Source organism: Flavobacteriales bacterium (genome assembly GCA_016715895.1).
In the GTDB taxonomy this organism is placed as follows: Bacteria; Bacteroidota; Bacteroidia; order Flavobacteriales_F; family PHOS-HE28; genus PHOS-HE28.
Genome location: JADJXH010000004.1, coordinates 2232298 through 2251811 on the forward strand (window position 1 = coordinate 2232298; position 19514 = coordinate 2251811).

The window sequence follows — 19514 nt, forward strand, 5'->3', positions numbered from 1 at the left end:
ACCGGGGTCATAGCCCCGGTGCGATGCTTCAGGCTTAGAGGGGAAGCGTCCAGCCGGCCGTCCAATCGTCGCCCGCCGGGACCGCGCCCTTGAACGTGGCCGGGGAGAACCAGCTGTCGAGCGTGGTGGGGTCCACGGCATTGGCGTTCTCGGTGCCCACGTAGCCGGTGAGCACGCCCGGGTCGGTGGCGGAGTTGGTGGCGTCGTTGGCGAAGGGATCGCAGCCGTTCCAGTTGGTGGCGAAGCCGTAGGCGGTGCTGTTGCGGCAGATCAGCAGGCCCTGGTCCATCCAGGTGCTGGAGCTGTCGCTGACGCGGATGCCGCTGCCGGCACCGGCGCCGGCCACCAGGCCGTTGTACAGGCTGCCGCGGGTGCCGTGGCGCAGGCGGACGGCCTCGCTGGCGGTGCCGTCATCGGCGGCCACGATGGTGAAGTTGCTCACGATGGGGTTCGAGAAGGGCTGCACCATGAAGTCGGTCTCCCAGTTGTCGCACTCGAAACCGCGATCGCAGCTGGCGGCGTCCTGGTGCACGGCCCAGAACTGGCCCTTGCCGCGCCAGCCATGGCTCCAGTCGAAGCTGTCGTCGCTGTTGCCTGTGCTCAGCGCCCACTTCAGGGTGGCGGTGCCGCCGAAGAACTCGAAGCCGTCATCGCTGCCCTTGTAGGCCTGCAGGTGCTCCAGCACCGTGCCACTGCCCACACCGTTGAAGGAGAAGCCGTTCAGTTCATTGTCCGTGCCGAGGATCTTGCCGGCGTACTCCACGCGCACGTACTTCATCACGCCGCTGTTGTCGCTGTCGTCGCTGCCGCCATAGGTGCCCGAGCCACCCTCGCCCTCGGCGGTGCAGCCGCCGCCGCCGCAGATGTTGATCTGCGCGTAGCCATTGAGGATGATGCCGCCCCATGCGCCCGGGGCCGCGCCGCCGGTGATGGTCTTGATCGTGGTGAACACGATGGGGGCCGAGGGGCTGCCCACCGCGTTGATGCGCCCGCCGCGTTGCACGCTCAGGAAGGGTGTGGTGCCGTCGTCGGCCGCGTAGATCATCGTGCCGGCATCGATCGTGAGCACCGCGCCGGTGTTGACGAAGACGCCTCCGCTCAGCAGCCAGCGCTTGTCCGAGCCCAGCGTGCGGCTGCTGCTTACGGTGCCGCTGAGGATGTGGTAGGTCTGTCCGTTGATCACCGTGGTGGGGTCCGTGGTGGTATAGACGCAGGTGCCATCATCGTTGTCCGCATCGGGATCGTAGTTCACGGCGCTGGGGTCTGTGCACCCTTCCTTCTTCTTGCAGGAGGTGAGCGGTGCCACGGCGATGCCGACCACGGCGAGCGTGGTGAGGAGGCGGCTGGTGAGGGAGGCGTTGATCTTCATGGTCTGTGTTGATGGCGCAAAGCTCCAGCCGCATCATGAGGCCGATGTGTGCCGAGCGTTATCCTTTCCTTAATCATCGCCGGCATCGCCCGCACATCCGCTTAACATGAGCGGCGCGCCGGACCACCCGGTCCGGCGCGCCGCTCATCTTCGTCCTTACAGGATGCGGAAGCCGATGCCGGCGGAGATACCGACGCCGGTGCGGTACTCGCTCACGAGCGAGGTACCGTTGGGCGTTTCCTGCTGCACCCGCACCGGGGCGTCGAGCAGGTTGCGCAGGTTGAGGTTCACCTGCCAGCGGCGGCCGATGTCGCCGCGCAGGATGAAGTTCAGGGTGTGCACCGGCAGCTCGTACTGGTCGCCCAGGCCATTGGCGCCCGCAGCGAAGACGCGCGCACCGAACACGTTGTACGCGGCGGTGGCCGTCAGCGTCAGCGTGCGGCCCAGCGCGCGGGTCCAGCTCAGGTCGGCGTTCAGCAGGTAGGGGCTGGCGCCCTGGAGCGGACGGGCCGCGTTCGTCAGCACCACCGTCCCGCTCTCCGATCCGGCGTTCTGTTCGCCGACCTCGAGGCGGCTGCAGAGGTAGGTGGCGTTCAATCCGATGCTGAAGGCGTTCCACACGCTGCTGTCACGCCCCATCAGGTGGCCGATGTTGCGCACCAGCTCCACCTCCACACCCGCCACGGTGGCCTGGCCCGTGTTGCGGAAGCTCATCAGCTGGCCGCTCGCGGTGGCCAGCGCCACCTTCTCGATGGGGTCGTTCAGCACCTTGCCGAAGGCGCCCACGGCGAGCAGTTCGCCATGCCCGGGGTAGAGCTCATAGCGCAGGTCGGCGTTGTAGTTCGTGCCGTTGCGCAGGTCGGGGTTCCCGATGTTCTTGGTGCCCGCGAAGAACTCGGTGTACTCGAAGGGGGCCATTTCACGGAAGCCGGGCCGGCTGATCGTCTTGCTGCCGCTGAGGCGCAGCACATGACGCTCACGCAGGTCGAGGCGCAGGCTCAGGAAGGGCAGCAGGTCGTCGCTCTCGATGCGGGCCACGCGCTGGGGCTGGTAGAAGCTGTCGCTCTGCTTGCGGTACACGATGCGCTGGTCGCCCTGCTCGAAGCGCGCGCCGGTGAGCAGCTTCAGCTTTTCGGGGACCAGGTCCACTTCGGCCGCAAGGTGGGCCCCGTTGATGTTCCGCTCGATCCGATGGTCCGCTTCGGGGCCGGTGCTGTTGTTGAGGGTGAACTGCCCGGCGGCGTAGGTGGTGGCGTTCAGGTACTGGTCCGGCGCGTCCACGTCGACCCCGCCAGGGTTCGCGGCGTTCACGCCGGTGAGGTCGTAGGTGAGGATGTCGTACCCGAAGCGGCGCTCCATGCGACGCACCTGGTAGCCGGTGCGGAGCGTGAGCACGTTGTGGAGCTCCATGTCGCGCTCGCGCTGGATCACGCGGTAGGCGGCACCGGCCTGGGCGCTCAGCTCCTCCTCGCGGAGGTCGCTGTACCAACGGTGGTTCTCGAGGCGGTCGATCGCGTTGAAGCGGTAGTTCGTGGTCCCGCCATCCGTGTTGTAGAGGTAGACCAGTTGCCGACGGTCGGGTTCGGCCGCATCGGCGGTGCCCATCGATCCGCTCCAGTCCAGGGTGAGGCGGTCGGCCCGGCCGAACGCATGGTGGCCGGCGAGCTGGTTCACCCACATGCTGTTCCGGCGGAAGGTGTAGCGACGCGCATGCACACGGTCGGCGTAGTCGAAGTGGAAGCCGTCGTTCACACGGTGCTCGTCGCTGCTGAGGTTCACCCACAGGCTGGTGACGGACACCTGATGCCGCTTGCCCAGTTCGAGGTTCAGGCCGGCGAGCGCGGAGCTCTGGGTGTTGAACTGCCAGCTTTGAAGTTCGTAGTCGATCAGCGCGGCGTTGCTGGCGTTGACGATGCGCACGGCCCCTTCCCGGTAGCGGTGCTCGTTGCGGTAGCTGGCGCTTCCGATCACGCCCAGCGCGATGTGCTCGCCCAGCCGGAGGCGCGTGCCGCCGGACAGCCCGAAGTTGAGGTCGGGCGCGGCGGTGCCCTGCGTGCCGTTGAGGTTCGTGGGGACCAGGAGCTGCTCCCCGCCGATGTTGGTCCCGGGTCGCGCGGCGCCGGCGGGCAGATCGCGCGTGCCATCATCGCGCCCCCAGAAGTCGCTGCCCCCGCCGTTGGAGGAGCGGAAGGTGCCAAAGGTGGTGCGTGTGTTCACCCCGCCGCCCACCTGGATGCGCAGGGTCGGCTCGGCCGTGGCCCGGCGCGTGCGGATGTCCACGGAACCGCCACTGAAGTCGCCGTAGAGTTCGGGGGAGAAGGCCTTGGTGACGGAGATGCTGCCCACCACATCGGTGGGGATGATGTCCAGCGGAGCCACCTTCATGTCGGGGTCGGGGGAGGGCAGGGGCAGGCCGTTGAGGTAGGCCGCATTGTAGCGGTCGCCCAGGCCGCGCACGAAGACGTAGCGGCCGCCCACGACGCTCATGCCGACCATCTTGGTGACGCCCTCGGCCACGTCCGTCGCACCTTTCTTCCGCAGCTCCTGTGCGCCGATGGTCTGCACGAGCTTGTCGGTCTCCTTGCGCTCCATCATCAGCACCGACTCGCGCTCACGGTCCACCGTATGCACCACATCCACCTGCTGGAGCTGGTTGGAGGGGGTCGCCAGGGTGACATCGGCGGTCGTGGCCGCACCCGGCACCACGGTGATGGTGCGCTCCACGGGCTCGAAGCCCACGAAGCTCACCAGCAGGGTATGTTCGCCCGCCGGGCAGGGAAAGCTGTACTTCCCGTCCAGATCGGTGCTGGCGCCGAAGGTGGTGCCCTTGATGATCACGTTCACGAAGGGCATCGGCTGCACGGTGCCGCCCTCGTTGGCGGTGATCACACCGGCCACGGTGCCGTTCTGGGCGAAGGCCGTCCACGTCACCAGCAGAAGCAGGGAGAGAAGGAGGGTGCGGTGCATCGAAGGAGGCGAACGGTCCTGTTCGTTCGCGCCGCAAAGGTCCCGGCATGGTGTTACGTCGGTCTGTTCCGATCGTTAAGGCTTTGTTACGTGCGGTCACCGGCAAGTTCTCGGGAGCGGATAATAGGTCGTTCTATCTTGCGTTCCCTAACCGCGCCGCCCGGCGCGTACCTGCATGAAGCGATCCCTCGCCGCCCCTGTCGCCTTGCTGCTCCTGTTGGCACCGGTCAGGGCCCAGCTCGGTGGTCAGGCCGTGTTCCGCGTGCTCGACATCCCCTCCTCGGCCCGCATCAGTGCCTTGGGGGGCACCCACATCGCGGTGATGGACGACGACCTGAACATGGGCATCTTCAATCCCTCGGTGCTCAACTCCACCATGGGGCGGCAGGTCGCCTTCAGCTATCTGCCCTACTTCGAGGGCATCAAGATGGGGTTCGGGTCCTACGCCCATCACTTCGACAGCCTGCGCACCACCTTCAGCGGCACGGTGCAGTTCGTGGACTACGGCACCTTCCAGCGGACCGAGGCCGATGGTTCGGAGACCGGCACGTTCCGCGGAGGCGAGTACGTCGTGCAGCTCGGGGCCTCGCGTGCCTTGGACAGCCTGTTCACCGTGGGCGCCAACCTGAAGTTCATCACCTCGCAGCTGGAGGCCTACACCGCCACCGGCTGGGCGGCCGACCTGGGGGCCACCTTTCACAAGCGGAGCATGGGGCTCACCGTGTCGGCGTTGCTGCGCAACATCGGCTTCGTGAGCTCGCGCTACACCGACCAAAAGGAGAAGCTGCCGTTCGATGTGCAGCTGGGGGTCAGCTACCGGTTCCGCCATGCGCCGTTCCGCCTGGGCCTCACCTTCGTCAACCTGCAGCAATGGGACCTCACCTATGACGATCCGGTGCAGCAGCAGCAGATCGACCCCACCACGGGCGAGCCGATCGTGGAGGAGGTCTCCTTCTTCGAGAACGCCGTGTTGCACCTGGTGCCCAACGTGGAGGTGTTGTTGGGCCGCTACTTCAACCTGCGGGTGGGCTACGACTTCCAGCGGCGGCGCGAGCTGAAGGTGGACGGCAAGCCGGGCATCAGCGGGTTGAGCTTTGGCCTCGGCCTGCGCGTGAGCAAGGTGCACCTGAGCTACGGCTTTGCGCAGTACCACCTGGCGGGCATCTCCAACACGATCACCCTGGCGGCCCGGTTCAGCGACTTCAAGAAGCGCCCCCCCGGCCAGGAGCCCGAACGCAGGCGGAAGCGCAAGGAGGAGGCCCCGGCGCCGGTGAGCGTGCCCGAAGGCTGAGCAGGACCGCGCTACCTTGCGGCCGTGCGGCGCATCACCATCGCCATCGACGGCTTTTCGTCCTGCGGCAAGAGCACGCTGGCCCGGCAGCTGGCCCAGCACCTGGGCTATACCTACATCGACAGCGGCGCCATGTACCGGGCGGTGGCCCTCTTCGCCATGGAGAACGGCCTGGTGCGCGACGGGGTGCTGAACAAGGAGGGACTGCTGGCGCTGCTCGACGGCATCGACATCCGGTTCCAGCACGACCCCATGACCGACCGCAGCGCCACCACCCTCAACGGGCGGAACGTGGAGCACAGGATCCGCTCCCTGGAGGTGAGCAACCACGTCACCCTCGTGAGCCCGGTGCCCGAGGTGCGGGCCAAGCTGGTGCGGCTCCAGCAGCGGATGGGGCGCGAGAAAGGGGTGGTGATGGACGGCCGGGACATCGGCACGGTGGTCTTCCCCGACGCGGAGGTGAAGCTGTACATGACGGCCCGCCCGGAGGTGCGCGCCCTGCGCCGCTACCACGAGCTGAAGACCAAGGGCGCGGAGGTCACCCTGGCCGAAGTGGAGGCCAACATCCGCCGGCGCGACCTGGACGATACCACCCGGGCGGCCGATCCGCTGACCATGGCCCCGGATGCGATCGCGATCGACAACAGCGACATCACCGCGCAGGAGCAGTTCGAACTGGCCCTGGGCCACGTGCTCGACGTGCTGGCCCAGGTGGGGCAGGAGTAGGGCCGCCTAGCCCGTGGACACCATCCCCTCCACCACTTCCACCGGGTCCTTCACGCCCGCCACAAAGCCCAGCACCTTCAGCATCACCTTGTCCAGCAGGGTGTCCGGGCAGCTGGCGCCACTGGTGAGGATGATCGTGAGCGGGCGCTTCGCAGGTAGCCAGCCATCCGTGGTCTCGAGCTTGTGCCCGGGATAGTTGAAGTGCTGGATGGTGTCCGCGCTCAGGATCTCGCCTTCGTCCTTGATGAAGTAGGTGGGGAACCTGCGCTCCAGCAATTCCACCAGGTGACTGGTGTTGCTGCTGTTGTAGCCGCCCACCACCAGGGCCAGGTCGGCCTCGGCCTTCAGCAGTTCGTGGGTGGCGTCCTGGTTGTCGTTGGTGGCGTAGCAGAGCGTGTCGCGCGTGTCGGCGAAATGGGCCTTGATGTCCGAAGCGCCGTACTTCCCGATCATCACCTGCTTCAGGTGGTCGGCGATGGCCTGGGTCTCGGTGGCCAGCATGGTGGTCTGGTTCACCACACCGATGCGCTGCAGGTCGCGCGCGGGGTCGAAGCCGTCGCTGGCACGGCTCCGGAACACGCGTTCGAAGGTGTCGGCCGGTTCATCGCCGCGGATGATGCGACCCAGGAGCTCGGCCTCGGCCATGTCACGCAGCACCACGGCGGGGGCCTTCCGCACGGTATGGCTGAAGGTGGCCCGCGTCTCCTCGTGCGTGGCCTTGCCGTGGATCACCACCGTGTACTGCTGATCACCCAGCTGGTCGCTGCGCTTCCACACCTTCTCCACGAAGGGGCAGGTGGTGTTGTACCGCAGGGGGTCGATGCCGATGGCCTTCAGCCGGGCCTCGGTCTCCAGCGTGGTGCCGAAGGCCGGGATGATCACGATGTCCTCGGCCGTGAGCGCGCTCCAGTCCATCAGCATCCGGCCGTGCGTATCCTGAATGAAGTGCATGCCCCGCGCGGTGAGGTCGTCGTTCACCGCCTGGTTGTGGATCATCTGGCTGAGGAGGAAGATCCGCCTGCCGGGGTTCTCCTCCAGGGCCTTGTAGCTGATCTCGATGGCGTTCTCCACCCCGTAGCAGAAGCCGAAGTGGCGGGCGAACACGAACCGCACCGGTCCCAGGTCCAGCAGGGTGGGGGCCAGGTCCTGCTTGCGCGGGTCCTGTGCCTTGCGGAACGCCTTGATGCGGCCGATGAGCGCGCTGCGGTAGTGGACGGGAATGGTGAAGCTGCGCACGACGGGACGGGGCGATGGGTGGGAGGAGGCTGGGAACGGCTGAGGGTCAGGGCACACAGGGCGGGCTGCCGCCAAAGGTAGCCGGAGGGTCCGCTGTGCTGGCCTGCATTCCCCGGGGGCGCCGACCCGCCCCGATCCCATTCACGGGTTCAATGCATTGAGGATCAGGTTCCTTTTGTACTTTTGCGGTCCTTTTTCGGATCCGCCCTCCGCATCCGCGGTCCGGCAGGCCTTAGCAGGAAGCTCACGCAGGGACACCGTGAGCCAACACAACCCTCCCGGTCGGTGGCCCCTTGGGTCGGGATACAAACGTCAGTACAGCATGTCGACGGAACAGAACAAGGTCACCTTCGCCGAACCACCCGCGGATTTCGATTGGGCCGGATTGGAGGATGACAAGAAAGGCATCCCGGCCAAGGAACGGGAGGCCATGGAGAAGGCCTACGAGGACACCCTCAGCAGCATCTCCGAGAAGGAGGTCCTCATGGGCACCGTGGTGGGCATGAACAAGAAGGAGGTGGTCATCAACATCGGCTACAAGTCCGAGGGTGTGGTGCCCCTGAGCGAGTTCCGCTACAAGCCCGACCTGAAGTTGGGCGACCAGGTGGAGGTGTACATCGAGAAGCAGGAGGACAAGGGCGGCCAGATGGTGGTGAGCCACAAGACGGCCCGCGTGCACAACGCCTGGGGCAAGGTGAACCACGCCATGACCACCGACGAGGTGATCACCGGCTACGTGAAGTGCCGCACCAAGGGCGGCCTCATCGTGGACGTGTTCGGCATCGAGGCCTTCCTGCCCGGTTCGCAGATCGATGTGAAGCCGATCCGCGACTACGACCAGTACGTGGGCAAGAACATGGAGTTCAAGGTGGTGAAGATCAACCAGGAGTTCAAGAACGTGGTGGTCTCCCACAAGGCGCTGATCGAGGCCGAGCTCGAGGCGCAGAAGAAGCAGATCATCGGCGGCCTGGAGAAGGGTCAGGTGCTGGAAGGCACCGTGAAGAACATCACCAGCTACGGGGTGTTCGTGGACCTGGGCGGTGTCGACGGCCTCATCCACATCACCGACCTCAGCTGGGGCCGCGTGAGCCACCCCGAGGAGGTGGTGAAGCTGGACGACAAGATCAACGTGGTGATCCTCGACTTCGACGACGAGAAGAAGCGCATCGCCCTGGGTCTGAAGCAGCTGAGCCCGCACCCCTGGGACGCGCTGAGCGCCGACATGAACGCCGGCGACAAGGTGAAGGGCAAGGTGATGGTGATCACGGACTACGGCGCCTTCGTGGAGGTGTCGCCCGGCGTGGAGGGCCTCCTGCACGTGAGCGAGATGAGCTGGAGCCAGCACCTGCGCAGCCCGAAGGACTTCCTGAAGGAGGGCCAGGAGATCGACTGCGTGATCCTGAACATCGACCGCGAGGAGCGCAAGATGAGCCTGGGCATGAAGCAGCTCGCCGCGGACCCCTGGGCGGACATCGAGTTCAAGTATCCGGTGAACTCACGCCACACGGCCAAGGTGCGCAACTTCACCCACTTCGGCATCTTCGCCGAGCTGGAGGAGGGCGTGGACGGCCTCATCCACATCAGCGACCTCAGCTGGACCAAGCGCATCAAGCACCCCAGCGAGTTCTGCAACGTGGGTGACGACATCGAGGTGCAGGTGCTGGAGGTGGACAAGGACAACCGCCGCCTCAGCCTCGGTCACAAGCAGGTGGAGCAGAACCCTTGGGAAGTGTTCGCTGGCACCTTCACCGAGGGCAGCGTGCACGAAGGCACCCTGGTGGGCCGCAACGGCAACAACTTCATCGTGTCCCTGCCCTACGGCGTGGAAGGCACGGTGAGCACCAAGCACCTCAAGAAGGCCGACGGCAGCAAAGCCGAACTGGAGGAGAAGCTGCCCTTCAAGGTGCTCGAGTTCAACGGTGAGGCCCGCCGCATCGTGCTGAGCCACACCCGCACCTTCGAGGAGGGTGACGACAGCGAGGAGCTGGGCACCGCGCGCGGTGGCCGCGCCCGCAAGGCACCGGCCGGCGAAGGACAGAGCGCCAGCGTGAAGAGCGTCAACGAGAAGGTGGAGAAGAGCACCCTGGGCGATCTCAGCGTCCTGAGCGACCTCAAGAGCGCCATGGAGAACAAGGAGCGCTCCAGCATGAAGGCCCGGAACGAAGAGGACGAGGAGGGTTCGGAGAACTGACCCTTCCGACCGCACGACCAGCGAAGCCCCGGCCCTGCCGGGGCTTCGTCGTTCCATGACGGCGCGCTGCATCCCGTTATCTTCGGGGCCGCATGCACGCCGCCACCCTTCTGGACAGCACCGCCTTCGGCCTCACCGTGCAGCGGCTCTGCTACCAGCTGGTGGAGGACCATGGTGACCTGTCCCGCTCGGTGCTCCTGGGCCTGCAGCCCCGGGGCGTCTTCCTCAGCCGGCGCCTGGTGCGGGATCTGGGGCGCATCCTGGGCGGTGTGCACATCGACTCCGGCGAGCTCGACATCACCTTCCACCGCGACGACTTCCGGCGGCGCCCCATGCCGCTCGCCCCGAGCGCCATGCAGATGGACCTGTCGATCGAGGGCCGCCACGTGGTCCTCATCGATGATGTGCTGTACACGGGGCGCAGCATCCGTGCCGGGCTCGACGCCCTGCTGAGTTTCGGGAGGCCCGCCTCCGTGCAGCTGCTCGTGCTCATCGACCGGCGCTTCGCGCGCGAACTGCCGATCGCGGCGGACTACGTGGGGCGCTGGGTGGACAGCATCGAGGGGCAGCGCGTCACCGTGGAATGGGCCGAGACCGAGGGCCAGGACCGCGTCCTCCTGCATGGCGGGGAGGGCGGCACGGCACGCGGCATCCATCACCAAGCCTCCTCCGCCCCGTGAGCGATCAGCTGAGCACCGACCACCTGCTGGGCATCCAGGACCTTACCGCGGATGACATCGACCTCATCTTCCGCACGGCCGACGGCTTCAAGGAGGTGCTCTCGCGACCGATCAAGAAGGTGCCCTCCCTGCGGGACATCACCGTGGCCAACCTGTTCTTCGAGAACAGCACCCGCACCCGCATCAGCTTCGAGCTGGCCGAGAAGCGGCTCAGTGCCGACATCATCAACTTCTCCAGCTCATCCAGCAGCGTGAAGAAGGGCGAGACCCTCATCGACACGGTGAACAACATCCTGGCGATGAAGGTGGACATGGTGGTGATGCGCCATCCCGATCCCGGTGCCGCCGTGTTCCTGAGCCGGCATGTGCGCGCCCGCATCGTGAACGCCGGCGATGGCACGCACGAGCACCCCACACAGGCGCTGCTGGACGCCTACAGCATCCGCGAGAAGCTGGGTCGCGTCCGCGGCGTGAAGGTGGCCATCGTGGGCGACATCCTTCACAGCCGTGTGGCCCTCAGCAACATCCACTGCCTGCACAAGCTGGGTGCCGAGGTCACCCTGTGCGGCCCGCCCACCCTGATGCCGCGGCACGTCGCCAGCCTCGGTGTGCGCGTGGAGCACGACCTGGACAAGGCCCTGGCGTGGTGCGATGTGGCCAACATGCTGCGCATCCAGCTCGAGCGCCAGGGTGGCGACGGCATGGCCAACTTCCCGGGGCTGCGCGAGTACGCCATGCTGTACGGACTCGATCTGCCGCGCTACCGCAGGCTCGGCAGGGAGATCGTCATCATGCACCCGGGGCCCATCAACCGCGGGGTGGAGGTCTCCAGCGAGGTGGCCGATCACGCCAACAGCATCATCCTCGATCAGGTGCAGAACGGTGTGGCCGTCCGCATGGCGGTGCTTTATCTGCTCGCCGGGCGGATCCCGAGGGAGAATTGAAGCGCTGATTATATTTGAGCCCAACGCCTTCAGGCGAGGACCATGAACTTCACCATCGAGGACAAGGGCAAGTACACGTTGGTGACCTCCAACGTGGACAAGCTGGACACCACCTGTGCGCCGGAGCTGAAGAGCGAACTGGTGTACCTGAACAAGACCGGTGTCCGCAACATCATCATCGACCTGAAGGCGACGCGTTACTGCGACTCCAGCGGATTGAGCGCACTGCTCGTGGCCAACCGCCTCTGCCGCAGCGTGAACGGCCTGCTCATGGTCTGCGGCCTGCAGGAACCCGTGCAGAAACTGGTACAGATCTCACAGCTCGAAAGCGTCCTGTCCATCACCCCCAGCCTCAACGAGGCCGTCGACCTGCTCTTCATGGAGGAGATCGAGAAGGACGTGAAGAAGGACGAATGAACCGACACCGCATGAAGCACACCCTACTCTCCCTTTCGCTGATCCTCACCGCCTCCGCCGCTTCGGCGCAGTGCGTCCCCAACCCGCTGTACGCGGACAGTGCCTTCGGCGTGTGGCCGGACACCACCGAGAATTTCGCCGTGGGCATGGTGAACGTCTTCTATTCGGACACCCTCAACATGATCGTCCCGCAGGATGCCGGCGAGATCGATCCCCAGTTCGCCGGCCTGGCGCTGGACAGCGTGCGCCTGAACAACATCGACGGCCTGCCTGCGGGCCTCGCCGTGTACTGCCTGTCGCAGACCGGGGCACAGTGCACCTACCTCACCGGCATCCTGGGGTGTGGCACCATCGAGGGCACACCCACGGCTGAAGGCGTGTACCCGCTCACCATCAACGTGACGGCCTTCGCCAACCTGCTGGGCAATCCGGTCCCGGTGGACTATCCCTTCTCGGGCTACAGCATCGTGATCGGCCCGAACACCGTAGGCGTGGTGGAGAACACGATGGCCTTGAGCGGCGTGCGCAACGTGCCCAACCCCTTCGCGGAACGCACCACGATCGAGTTCCAGCTCTCCCAGCCGGGCAATGTCACCATCCGGCTGTTCGACCTGCTGGGCGCCGAGGTGCGGTCCGTGCGTGTGGCCGGCAGGTCCGGTCTCAACCGCTACGTGCTCAATGCCCAGGGTCTTGAGGACGGTCTCTACCTCTACAAGCTGGAGACGGGCCGCACGAGCTTCACCGGTCGTATGGTCCTCAGCCGCTGACCGTGCCGCATACCGAACGCCGGAGCCCCGTCCTCATCGACGGGGCTTCGCTATTCCCGGGTATGCATGCGCTTTGAGGTGATCCCTTTGGGAACGGGCGCGGCCCTGCCGGCCCAGGGCCGGTCGCCGAGCGCCCAGGTGGTGCGGCGTGAGGAGTCGCTCTATCTGGTGGACTGCGGCGAGGGGACCCAGGAACGGCTGCGGATGGCCGGGTTGAGCTTCATGCGCATCGGCCACGTGTTCATCAGCCACCTCCACGGCGATCATTACTTCGGCTTGATGGGGCTGCTGAGCACGATGCACCTGCTGGGCCGCACGCGCGAGCTGCATGTGCACGGACCGCCCCCCCTCAAGTCCATCATCGACGTGCAGCTTCAGGCCTCGGCCACCTGGCTGCGCTACCCGCTCCACGTTCATCCCGTGCTCGACGACGCACCCCGCGAACTGCACGTGGACACCCACCTGACCGTGACCTCACTGCCCCTGCGTCATCGGCTGCCCACGACGGGTTTCCTGTTCCGCGAGCGGCCCGGACCCCGGCGCCTGCGGCCTGAGCGCATCGCCGACATTCCGCACTACCTGCGCACCGCGGTGAAGAACGGCGACGACCTGCGGCACGAGGACGGAAGAGTGACGCCGAACGCCGAGCTCACGTTCGATCCACACCCACCGCGGGCCTACGCCTATTGCTCCGATACGGCCCATCATCCGGGGCTGGTGGAGTGGATCCGCGGCGTGGACCTGCTCTACCACGAGGCCACCTTCACCCGCCATCTGGCCGCCCGGGCGCGTGAGACCATGCACAGCACCGCGGCGGAGGCGGCGGCCATCGCACGCGATGCGGGCGTGGGTGGGCTGCTGCTGGGCCATTTCTCCTCACGCTACAAGGATCCCGGGCCCCTGCTCCTGGAGGCCTTGGAGGTCTTCCCCAACGTGGCGCTCAGCGAGGAGGGGCGCAGCTATCCGATCGGACGATCGATCGTGGACAACTCGACGGCGCCCTGAACCGCTGCCGCGGATACCTTTGGCCGTGTTTAGAACCAATCTAAACAGTGCTGAACGATGCGTGTGAGGACCCTGATCGCGGATGAGGCGGACCTGGCCGTGGCCGGTCTGCGGGCCATCCTTGCCGATGTGCCGCGGGTGGACCTGCTGGGGGAGGTGCGTGACGCGGAGGGCCTGATGCAGGCGGTGCGTCGCGAGAAGCCCGATGTGGTGCTGATCGACCATACCGCCGCCGGGTTGGGCGCGGACGCCGTCCGGGATGCGCTGAAGGCCTCACGCCGCACCCGGTTCATCGCCATCACGCACGATCCCTCGCCGGTGGTGCTCGCCCACGCCCTGCGCAGCGGGGTGTCCAGCTACATCCGCAAGGACTGCGACCGGGACGAGATCGTGAACGCGGTGCTGGATACGGCCGACGGTGCACGCTTCTTCTGCGGCAAGGTGCTGGCGGTGCTGGAGCGATCGTCGCTCACCGTGGAGCAGCTCGCGGCTCAGGACATGAGCTGCGCCCCCGTGACCCTCACCCCGCGGGAGTGCGAGATCGTGCGCCTGATCGCCGACGGGCTTTCGTACACCCGCATCGCGGACCAGTTGAGCGTTTCGGCCCATACGGTGACGACCCACCGGCGGAACATCATGCAGAAGGTCGGGGTGAACAGCACGGCCGCGCTCGTGATGTACGCGGTGAAGCAGGGGCTCACGAGTCCCAACCGATACCTCTTCAACGCCGGGCAGGGCTGAGCGGCGATCTTTGCCGCCATGGGCGTTCTGTTGATCGGCGACGTGGGCGGCACGTCCTCGCGCTGGGCGTTGCTTGGCGACGGCGATCCCGTGATGCTGCATGCCGGTGATCCATGGCCCGGGTACAATGCCGCCGCGGGCGACCCCACGGCGCTGGTGCAGCGGTTGCGCGCCGCCGTGGCGGAGGTGGGACCTGTGGAGCGGGTGCTGGTGCACGCGGCCGGATGCGGCACGCGGGAGCGTGCGGAGCGGTTCGCGACCGGGCTGAGGACCGCGCTCCCAGCGGCCGTGGTGAAGGTGGAGGGTGATCTGCTCGGTGCGGCGCGCTCGGTCTGGGGCTCCTCGCCGGGCTTGGTGCTCATCGTCGGCACGGGCATGAACGCCGCACGATACGATGGCGAACGGCTCGTCTCCGGCATCCCGTCGCTCGGCTACATCCTGGGGGACGAGGGCAGCGGTGCCGACATCGGCAGGGCGCTGCTCCGCGATGCCTTGCGCGGCCGCATGCCCGCGGTCGTGCAGGCGGCCGTGTTCGGCGACGGGCCGGTGCTCGCGGAGGTGATCGATCGGGTGTACCTCCGCCCGGGCGCTGCGGCCTTCATCGCGGCACAGGTGAAGCGGTTGTCCGCCGTGCGGGATGAACCGTACGTGCAGGACCTGTTGTCCGATCGCTTCCGGGCCTTGGCGGCCGAGGTCGCGCGTGCGCTTGGCCCCGGGGAGCTACATGCGGTGGGTTCGGTGGCGGCGGGTTTTCAGCGGGAGCTGGCGGCCGCGCTGCAGGCGCACGGCCTGATCCTGGAGCGGGCCGTGGCCGATCCACTTCCCGGATTGATCACCTACGTCCGGGCGGGGGGACCTCGGTGAGCTCCATCGCGTTCGCGGGCAGCTGGAGGGCCTGCAGGATGCTGGTGAACCCCGCCTGGTTCTCGCCGCTCTGCAAGGCGCGCTGCACCTGCATCTTCTCCACGGCCGTCAGGTGCCAGCTCAGGCTGATCTCCTCGCGCTCGTCGTGCCGCAGCTGAAGGTCGACCACACGCACGGGAACGGCTGACCAGGTGCTCAGTTCCTGCATCAGCTGGTCGTAGTCCTGGTCCTGCACACGCACGAAGTTGCCGTACACATTGCGCGCGGGGTCGAGCAGGCGCCCGAGCAGGGAGGCGCTCACCTCGCGCACCTCGAGCTCCTTCTGTTTGTCGCGCATCTGCACGATCACCACGCCACGGGTGTGCCGGGCGATCCAGGATCGGTGTTCGCGCAGGAAGCTGCCCAAGGTGCGGAACCCGTAGTTGTCGCGGATGCCCGCGTCCATCACCCGCAGCGGCGGATCGCTCGGCAGGGTCACCACCGGGGTGATGTACGGGAAGGTGGCGCTCATGCGGAGCGCGCTGGTGAGCTTCAGGTCGCCGGCGCTCTGTGCGGCGAAGAGGCGGCGGAACTCCACGGCCTCGGGCTCGGGTCGGTACTGCAGCGTGGGGGAGGGGGCGTTGGAGGTGAGGTGCGCTGCGGGTTGCGCGCTGATGAGCAGCCGTCGGCCGTCGTTGATGCAGGTGGGGGCCACCATGAAGAGCGGCATGCGGGCCTCGCGTTCGTCCTCTGCCATCTGGTCCAGCCGCACGTCCAGAACCCCGCCGGTGTTCTCGTTGAGGCGCTGTTCGAACACGAATCCGCGGTCGCGGGTGTACAACCGGGTCCCATCGCTCACCCGCTGGTACCGGATGAACATGTCGTTCGTCACCAGGGTGAAGGCCACCGGGTTCAGGATGTCCGTGGACATGTTGTCCACGTGGCCCGGGTCGCGTACCGAAGGCCCGCCCTCCTCGGCGTTCCGCGCCACCTGGCGGTAGTACGCCGCTCCGATGGCGCCACCGGATGAGCCCGTGATCAGGGCCGTGCGGATCATCAGGGTGCCGTCGAGCAGGCTGTCGATCTCGCGCATGCACAGGTAGGTCCACAGCATGCTGCGCAATCCGCCCCCGCTGGTGCTCACGATCACCAGGGGGGGCAGGCTGTCCCCGGTCAGTGCGCGGTTCTTCGCATGCCAGCGGTCCAGGATGCCCTCCATGGTGGCGCGGTCGCGCTCCACGGCCTCCGTGTCATAGGCCAGCCGCGCCAGTTCGTCACGGCCGTAGGGCGCCGGAGGGGCCAGGTAGTCCAGTCCGTGCGCCTGGCTGTCATACAGGAAGGCTTCGGTCCGCAGGCTGATGAGGTTGATCACCACCACGGCGCCGGCCACCACCGTGAGGGTCCATCCCTTGAACCAGCTGTACAGGGCGCTGAGCACCATCAGCAGCATGGTGAAGAGCAGGAAGGCGCTGGCCCCCGTGGGGATCTCGAAGAAGCGCACCCCGGCGAACGCGCCCAGCGCCACGAAGCTGATGATGACGATGACCTCGAAGATGGACCCGTTGATGTGGTTCTGCCAGAGCACGCTGCGCAGCAGGTCCTTGTCGTAGTGCCGGCTGCTGCGCGCCAGGGCGATGCGCAAGGGGGGCACGAGGTAGGTCTCCACATGCCATTTGCGGGTGCGTTGCTCGCGACGCAGCCAGCGCGTGGCACGGCGTTGCTCGGTGCGCATCGGGGGGATCGGCGGCATCGGCCCGGGGGGATCGGCGGGGTGCTCTTCGGGGCGGTATTCCTCGGGACGCAGGCCGGTCATCTTCACGATGTCCGTATTGGTGCGGGTGAAGTAGGCCAGGGAGATGAGCTGGAAGAGGAAGAGGCCGGTGAGGAAGGCCAGCAGGTGCAGGGCCACATCCGCGGGAGGCACCAGTTCCTTGGTGAGCTGAAGCCGGGCCGAGCACCACAGGTAGGTGAGGGTGAAGGCCACCGGGATCACCGCGTTGTTGATGTTGAACTTCAGGAAGGGCCGGCTCAGCGTGGCGATGAACGGGAACCGGTACGCGTGCATCGTGTAGCTGTACAGGTTGAAGGCGGTGATGAAGCCGCCCAGGGCGAAGCCGTTGAGCAGGAATCCCCAGGGGTTCACGGCCCCCATGTACTCCGGATAGAGGAAGAGGTAGGGGATGCCGTACTTCTGGCCCAGGTTGCCGGTGATGTATGCCCACAGCACCAGCCAGAAGAAGAGCAGCAGATGGTTCTTCTTCAGATGGAGCACCAGCAGCTGCAGGGGGAAGAAATAGACCACCCTGCGCAGCCAGTGCCGCGTGTTCCGTTGCGCCACCCGGTAAAGATGGACCATCTCATGGATTATACGTCCATGAGGCCCAGTGTGTTGTCAGCGGTCTACACCTTGTCGAGGACCAGGGCCATCACCTCGGCCTCCAGGGCTTCGGCCTTCGCCTTCAGCGCGTCCGCCTTGGCGAGCACGTCCTTCTTCCACGCCTCGTCGTCCAGCCCGGCGCAGTTGATGCGCACGTTGAGGTAGCCGCCCAGCGCCCCGGTGCGCGCGCACATGGCGCCCACGCCGGCATCGCTCACGCTGGCCTTCAGCCCCATCTCCGCCATGGCCTTCATCACGGCCATGCTCTCCACGCACACCTCCAGGGTGCGCAGCGGCACCATGATCGCGCCCTTGGTGGCCTCGCGGATGGCGTCCTTGCGCGCGGCCGCCTGCTCCGTCGTGTCCTTGGGCAGGCCCATGGCGGCCAGGATGCGGTCGTACGCCTTGGTGTCGTCGTCCACCAGGCGGATCAGTTCCTGCCGGTACCCTTCGCCCTTCACCGCCCACGCGCTGAACTCCTCCCAACGCTCGTCCCAGCCGCGCTTGTGCGCGCTGAGGTTGGCCACCATGGTGCCCAGCGCGGCGCCCAGCGCACCACAGTACGCGGCCACGCTGCCGCCGCCGGGCGCAGGGCTCTCCGCCGCGGTCTCCTCGCTGAAGCGCTTCAGGTCCATGCGCGCCAGGCGCTCATCCTTGGCATCGGCCAGAAGGTGTTCGATCACGCGCTTCTCCGGGTCGAAGGGCGCGAGGTCGTCGAGCCCCAGGCTCTTCACGGCCAGCTTGATCTTCTCGCGCTCGCTGATGCCGAGGCTGCGCTCCTGCCGCTTCAGGAAGAAGTCGGCGGCATCCAGCAGTGCCTGCTTGGGCACCAGGCCCACGAGCTCGCTGCCGGTGACGCGGATGCCGCGCTCCTGTGCGCTCGTGCAGGCCTCGTCGAAGGCGATGTGCATCGGCGTCACGTCGATGTCCGTGAGGTTGAGCGAGAGCTGGGCGATGCCGTACTCCTCGATGAACCAGCCGATGCCCTTCACGCATTTCAGCTTGCCGGGGATGGTCACCGGGTTCCCATCGGCATCGAGCACGGGCTTGCCGGTGAGCGGGTCGCCCTCGCGCTTCACCCTTCCCGCTTCGCGGATGTCGAAGGCGATGGCGTTGGCGCGGCGGGTGCTGGTGGTGTTGAGGTTGATGTTGTAGGCCACCAGCAGCTTGCGGGCGCCCACGGCGATGGCGCCGCTGCGGGCCACGCTCTCGGTGAAGGCCGCCGGACCGAAGTCGGGTTTCCAGGCGGGGTCCACGAGCTTCTTCTTCAACCCCTCGTATTCGCCCGCGCGGTTGTTCGCCAGGTTGCAGCGCTTCTCCTCGCTGGCCGCGCGCTCGTACAGGTACACGGGGATCGCCAGTTCCCGGCCGATGCGCTCGCCGAGCTTCTGCGCGTAAGGCACCAGCTCATCCAACGTGATGCCGCTGATGGGCACCAGCGGGCACACGTCCGTGGCGCCGAAGCGGGGGTGCTCGCCGGTGTGCGTGCGCATGTCGATCAGCTCCTGCGCCTTCTTCACCAGCCGGAAGGCCGCCTCGCACACGGGTTCCGGCTCGCCCACGAAGGTGATCACCGTGCGGTTGGTGGCCTTGCCGGGGTCCACGTCTAGCACGCGCACACCTTCCACACCGGCGGCCGCGGCCACGATGGCGTCGATCTTGGCGCGGTCACGGCCTTCACTGATGTTGGGAACGCATTCGATGATGGGGCGCTGCATGGCGTAGGTGATGGGGCCGCAAAGCTAGCGGGCCGCTACCTTGCCCGCCATGAAGCGCGCTTCCTGGGCCGCTGTACTGGTGGCCTCCTCCGCCTGGGCCCAGGAGACGACGCTGCCTGCGGAGCCACGGTGGTCGGCATCCGTGGACCTGGTGGGCCCCGTGCGTTCCGTGCTCGCCGCCAACGATCCGCTGCCGTTCCAGCAGGTGGACCTGGCCCTGCAGCGGTGGACCTGGGGTGATG

Annotated in this window: 15 protein-coding genes; 10 read left to right on the forward strand and 5 right to left on the reverse strand. The window is 66.8% G+C overall.

Annotated elements, in window-relative coordinates; genetic code table 11:
- Positions 1-34 precede the first annotated feature (34 nt).
- Complete coding sequence (locus IPM49_18075; GenBank protein ID MBK9276430.1) at positions 35-1369, reverse strand: hypothetical protein; 1335 nt, start codon at positions 1367-1369, stop codon at positions 35-37.
- A 156-nt stretch (positions 1370-1525) separates the two neighbouring features.
- The gene (locus tag IPM49_18080; protein MBK9276431.1) at positions 1526-4336 is read right to left on the reverse strand and encodes a carboxypeptidase-like regulatory domain-containing protein; all 2811 of its coding nucleotides are present in this window, start codon (positions 4334-4336) and stop codon (positions 1526-1528) included.
- Between the two features lie 175 nt (positions 4337-4511).
- Between IPM49_18080 and porQ the strand changes: the two genes are divergently transcribed.
- Positions 4512-5627 carry a type IX secretion system protein PorQ gene (gene porQ / locus IPM49_18085; protein MBK9276432.1) on the forward strand — a complete coding sequence of 372 codons (1116 nt, stop codon included), beginning with the start codon at positions 4512-4514 and terminating at the stop codon, positions 5625-5627.
- Positions 5628-5651: 24 nt separating this feature from the next.
- The gene (locus IPM49_18090) at positions 5652-6353 is read left to right on the forward strand and encodes a (d)CMP kinase (GenBank protein MBK9276433.1); all 702 of its coding nucleotides are present in this window, start codon (positions 5652-5654) and stop codon (positions 6351-6353) included.
- Positions 6354-6359: 6 nt separating this feature from the next.
- On the opposite strand, the gene IPM49_18095 is transcribed toward IPM49_18090, so the two are convergent.
- Entirely contained in the window at positions 6360-7589 is a 1230-nt protein-coding gene (locus IPM49_18095) for a 4-hydroxy-3-methylbut-2-enyl diphosphate reductase (GenBank protein MBK9276434.1), read from the reverse strand.
- Positions 7590-7911: 322 nt separating this feature from the next.
- Between IPM49_18095 and rpsA the strand changes: the two genes are divergently transcribed.
- The 8 genes from rpsA (at position 7912) to IPM49_18135 (ending at position 15198) form a co-directional block, all read left to right on the forward strand.
- Complete coding sequence (gene rpsA / locus IPM49_18100; protein MBK9276435.1) at positions 7912-9780, forward strand: 30S ribosomal protein S1; 1869 nt, start codon at positions 7912-7914, stop codon at positions 9778-9780.
- A gap of 92 nt (positions 9781-9872) precedes the next feature.
- The gene (pyrR, locus tag IPM49_18105; GenBank protein ID MBK9276436.1) at positions 9873-10460 is read left to right on the forward strand and encodes a bifunctional pyr operon transcriptional regulator/uracil phosphoribosyltransferase PyrR; all 588 of its coding nucleotides are present in this window, start codon (positions 9873-9875) and stop codon (positions 10458-10460) included.
- Positions 10364-11404: an aspartate carbamoyltransferase catalytic subunit gene (locus IPM49_18110; GenBank protein ID MBK9276437.1), complete on the forward strand. Its 1041-nt coding sequence runs from the start codon at positions 10364-10366 to the stop codon at positions 11402-11404. The genes pyrR and IPM49_18110 overlap by 97 nt, the downstream gene beginning before the upstream one ends.
- Before the next feature lie 42 nt (positions 11405-11446).
- On the forward strand, positions 11447-11821 hold the full coding sequence (locus IPM49_18115; protein ID MBK9276438.1) for an STAS domain-containing protein: 375 nt from the start codon (positions 11447-11449) through the stop codon (positions 11819-11821).
- Positions 11822-11832: 11 nt separating this feature from the next.
- Complete coding sequence (locus tag IPM49_18120; protein MBK9276439.1) at positions 11833-12588, forward strand: T9SS type A sorting domain-containing protein; 756 nt, start codon at positions 11833-11835, stop codon at positions 12586-12588.
- A gap of 66 nt (positions 12589-12654) precedes the next feature.
- Complete coding sequence (locus tag IPM49_18125; protein ID MBK9276440.1) at positions 12655-13593, forward strand: ribonuclease Z; 939 nt, start codon at positions 12655-12657, stop codon at positions 13591-13593.
- 57 nt (positions 13594-13650) lie between these two features.
- On the forward strand, positions 13651-14334 hold the full coding sequence (locus IPM49_18130; GenBank protein ID MBK9276441.1) for a response regulator transcription factor: 684 nt from the start codon (positions 13651-13653) through the stop codon (positions 14332-14334).
- Positions 14335-14352: 18 nt separating this feature from the next.
- Complete coding sequence (locus IPM49_18135; GenBank protein ID MBK9276442.1) at positions 14353-15198, forward strand: hypothetical protein; 846 nt, start codon at positions 14353-14355, stop codon at positions 15196-15198.
- Here the strand turns inward: IPM49_18135 and IPM49_18140 are convergent.
- Both IPM49_18140 and ftcD read right to left on the reverse strand, forming a co-directional pair.
- Complete coding sequence (locus IPM49_18140; protein ID MBK9276443.1) at positions 15167-17533, reverse strand: patatin-like phospholipase family protein; 2367 nt, start codon at positions 17531-17533, stop codon at positions 15167-15169. The genes IPM49_18135 and IPM49_18140 overlap by 32 nt on opposite strands.
- Positions 17534-17577: 44 nt before the next feature.
- Positions 17578-19272: a glutamate formimidoyltransferase gene (gene ftcD, locus IPM49_18145; protein MBK9276444.1), complete on the reverse strand. Its 1695-nt coding sequence runs from the start codon at positions 19270-19272 to the stop codon at positions 17578-17580.
- Between the last annotated feature and the right edge of the window lie 242 nt (positions 19273-19514).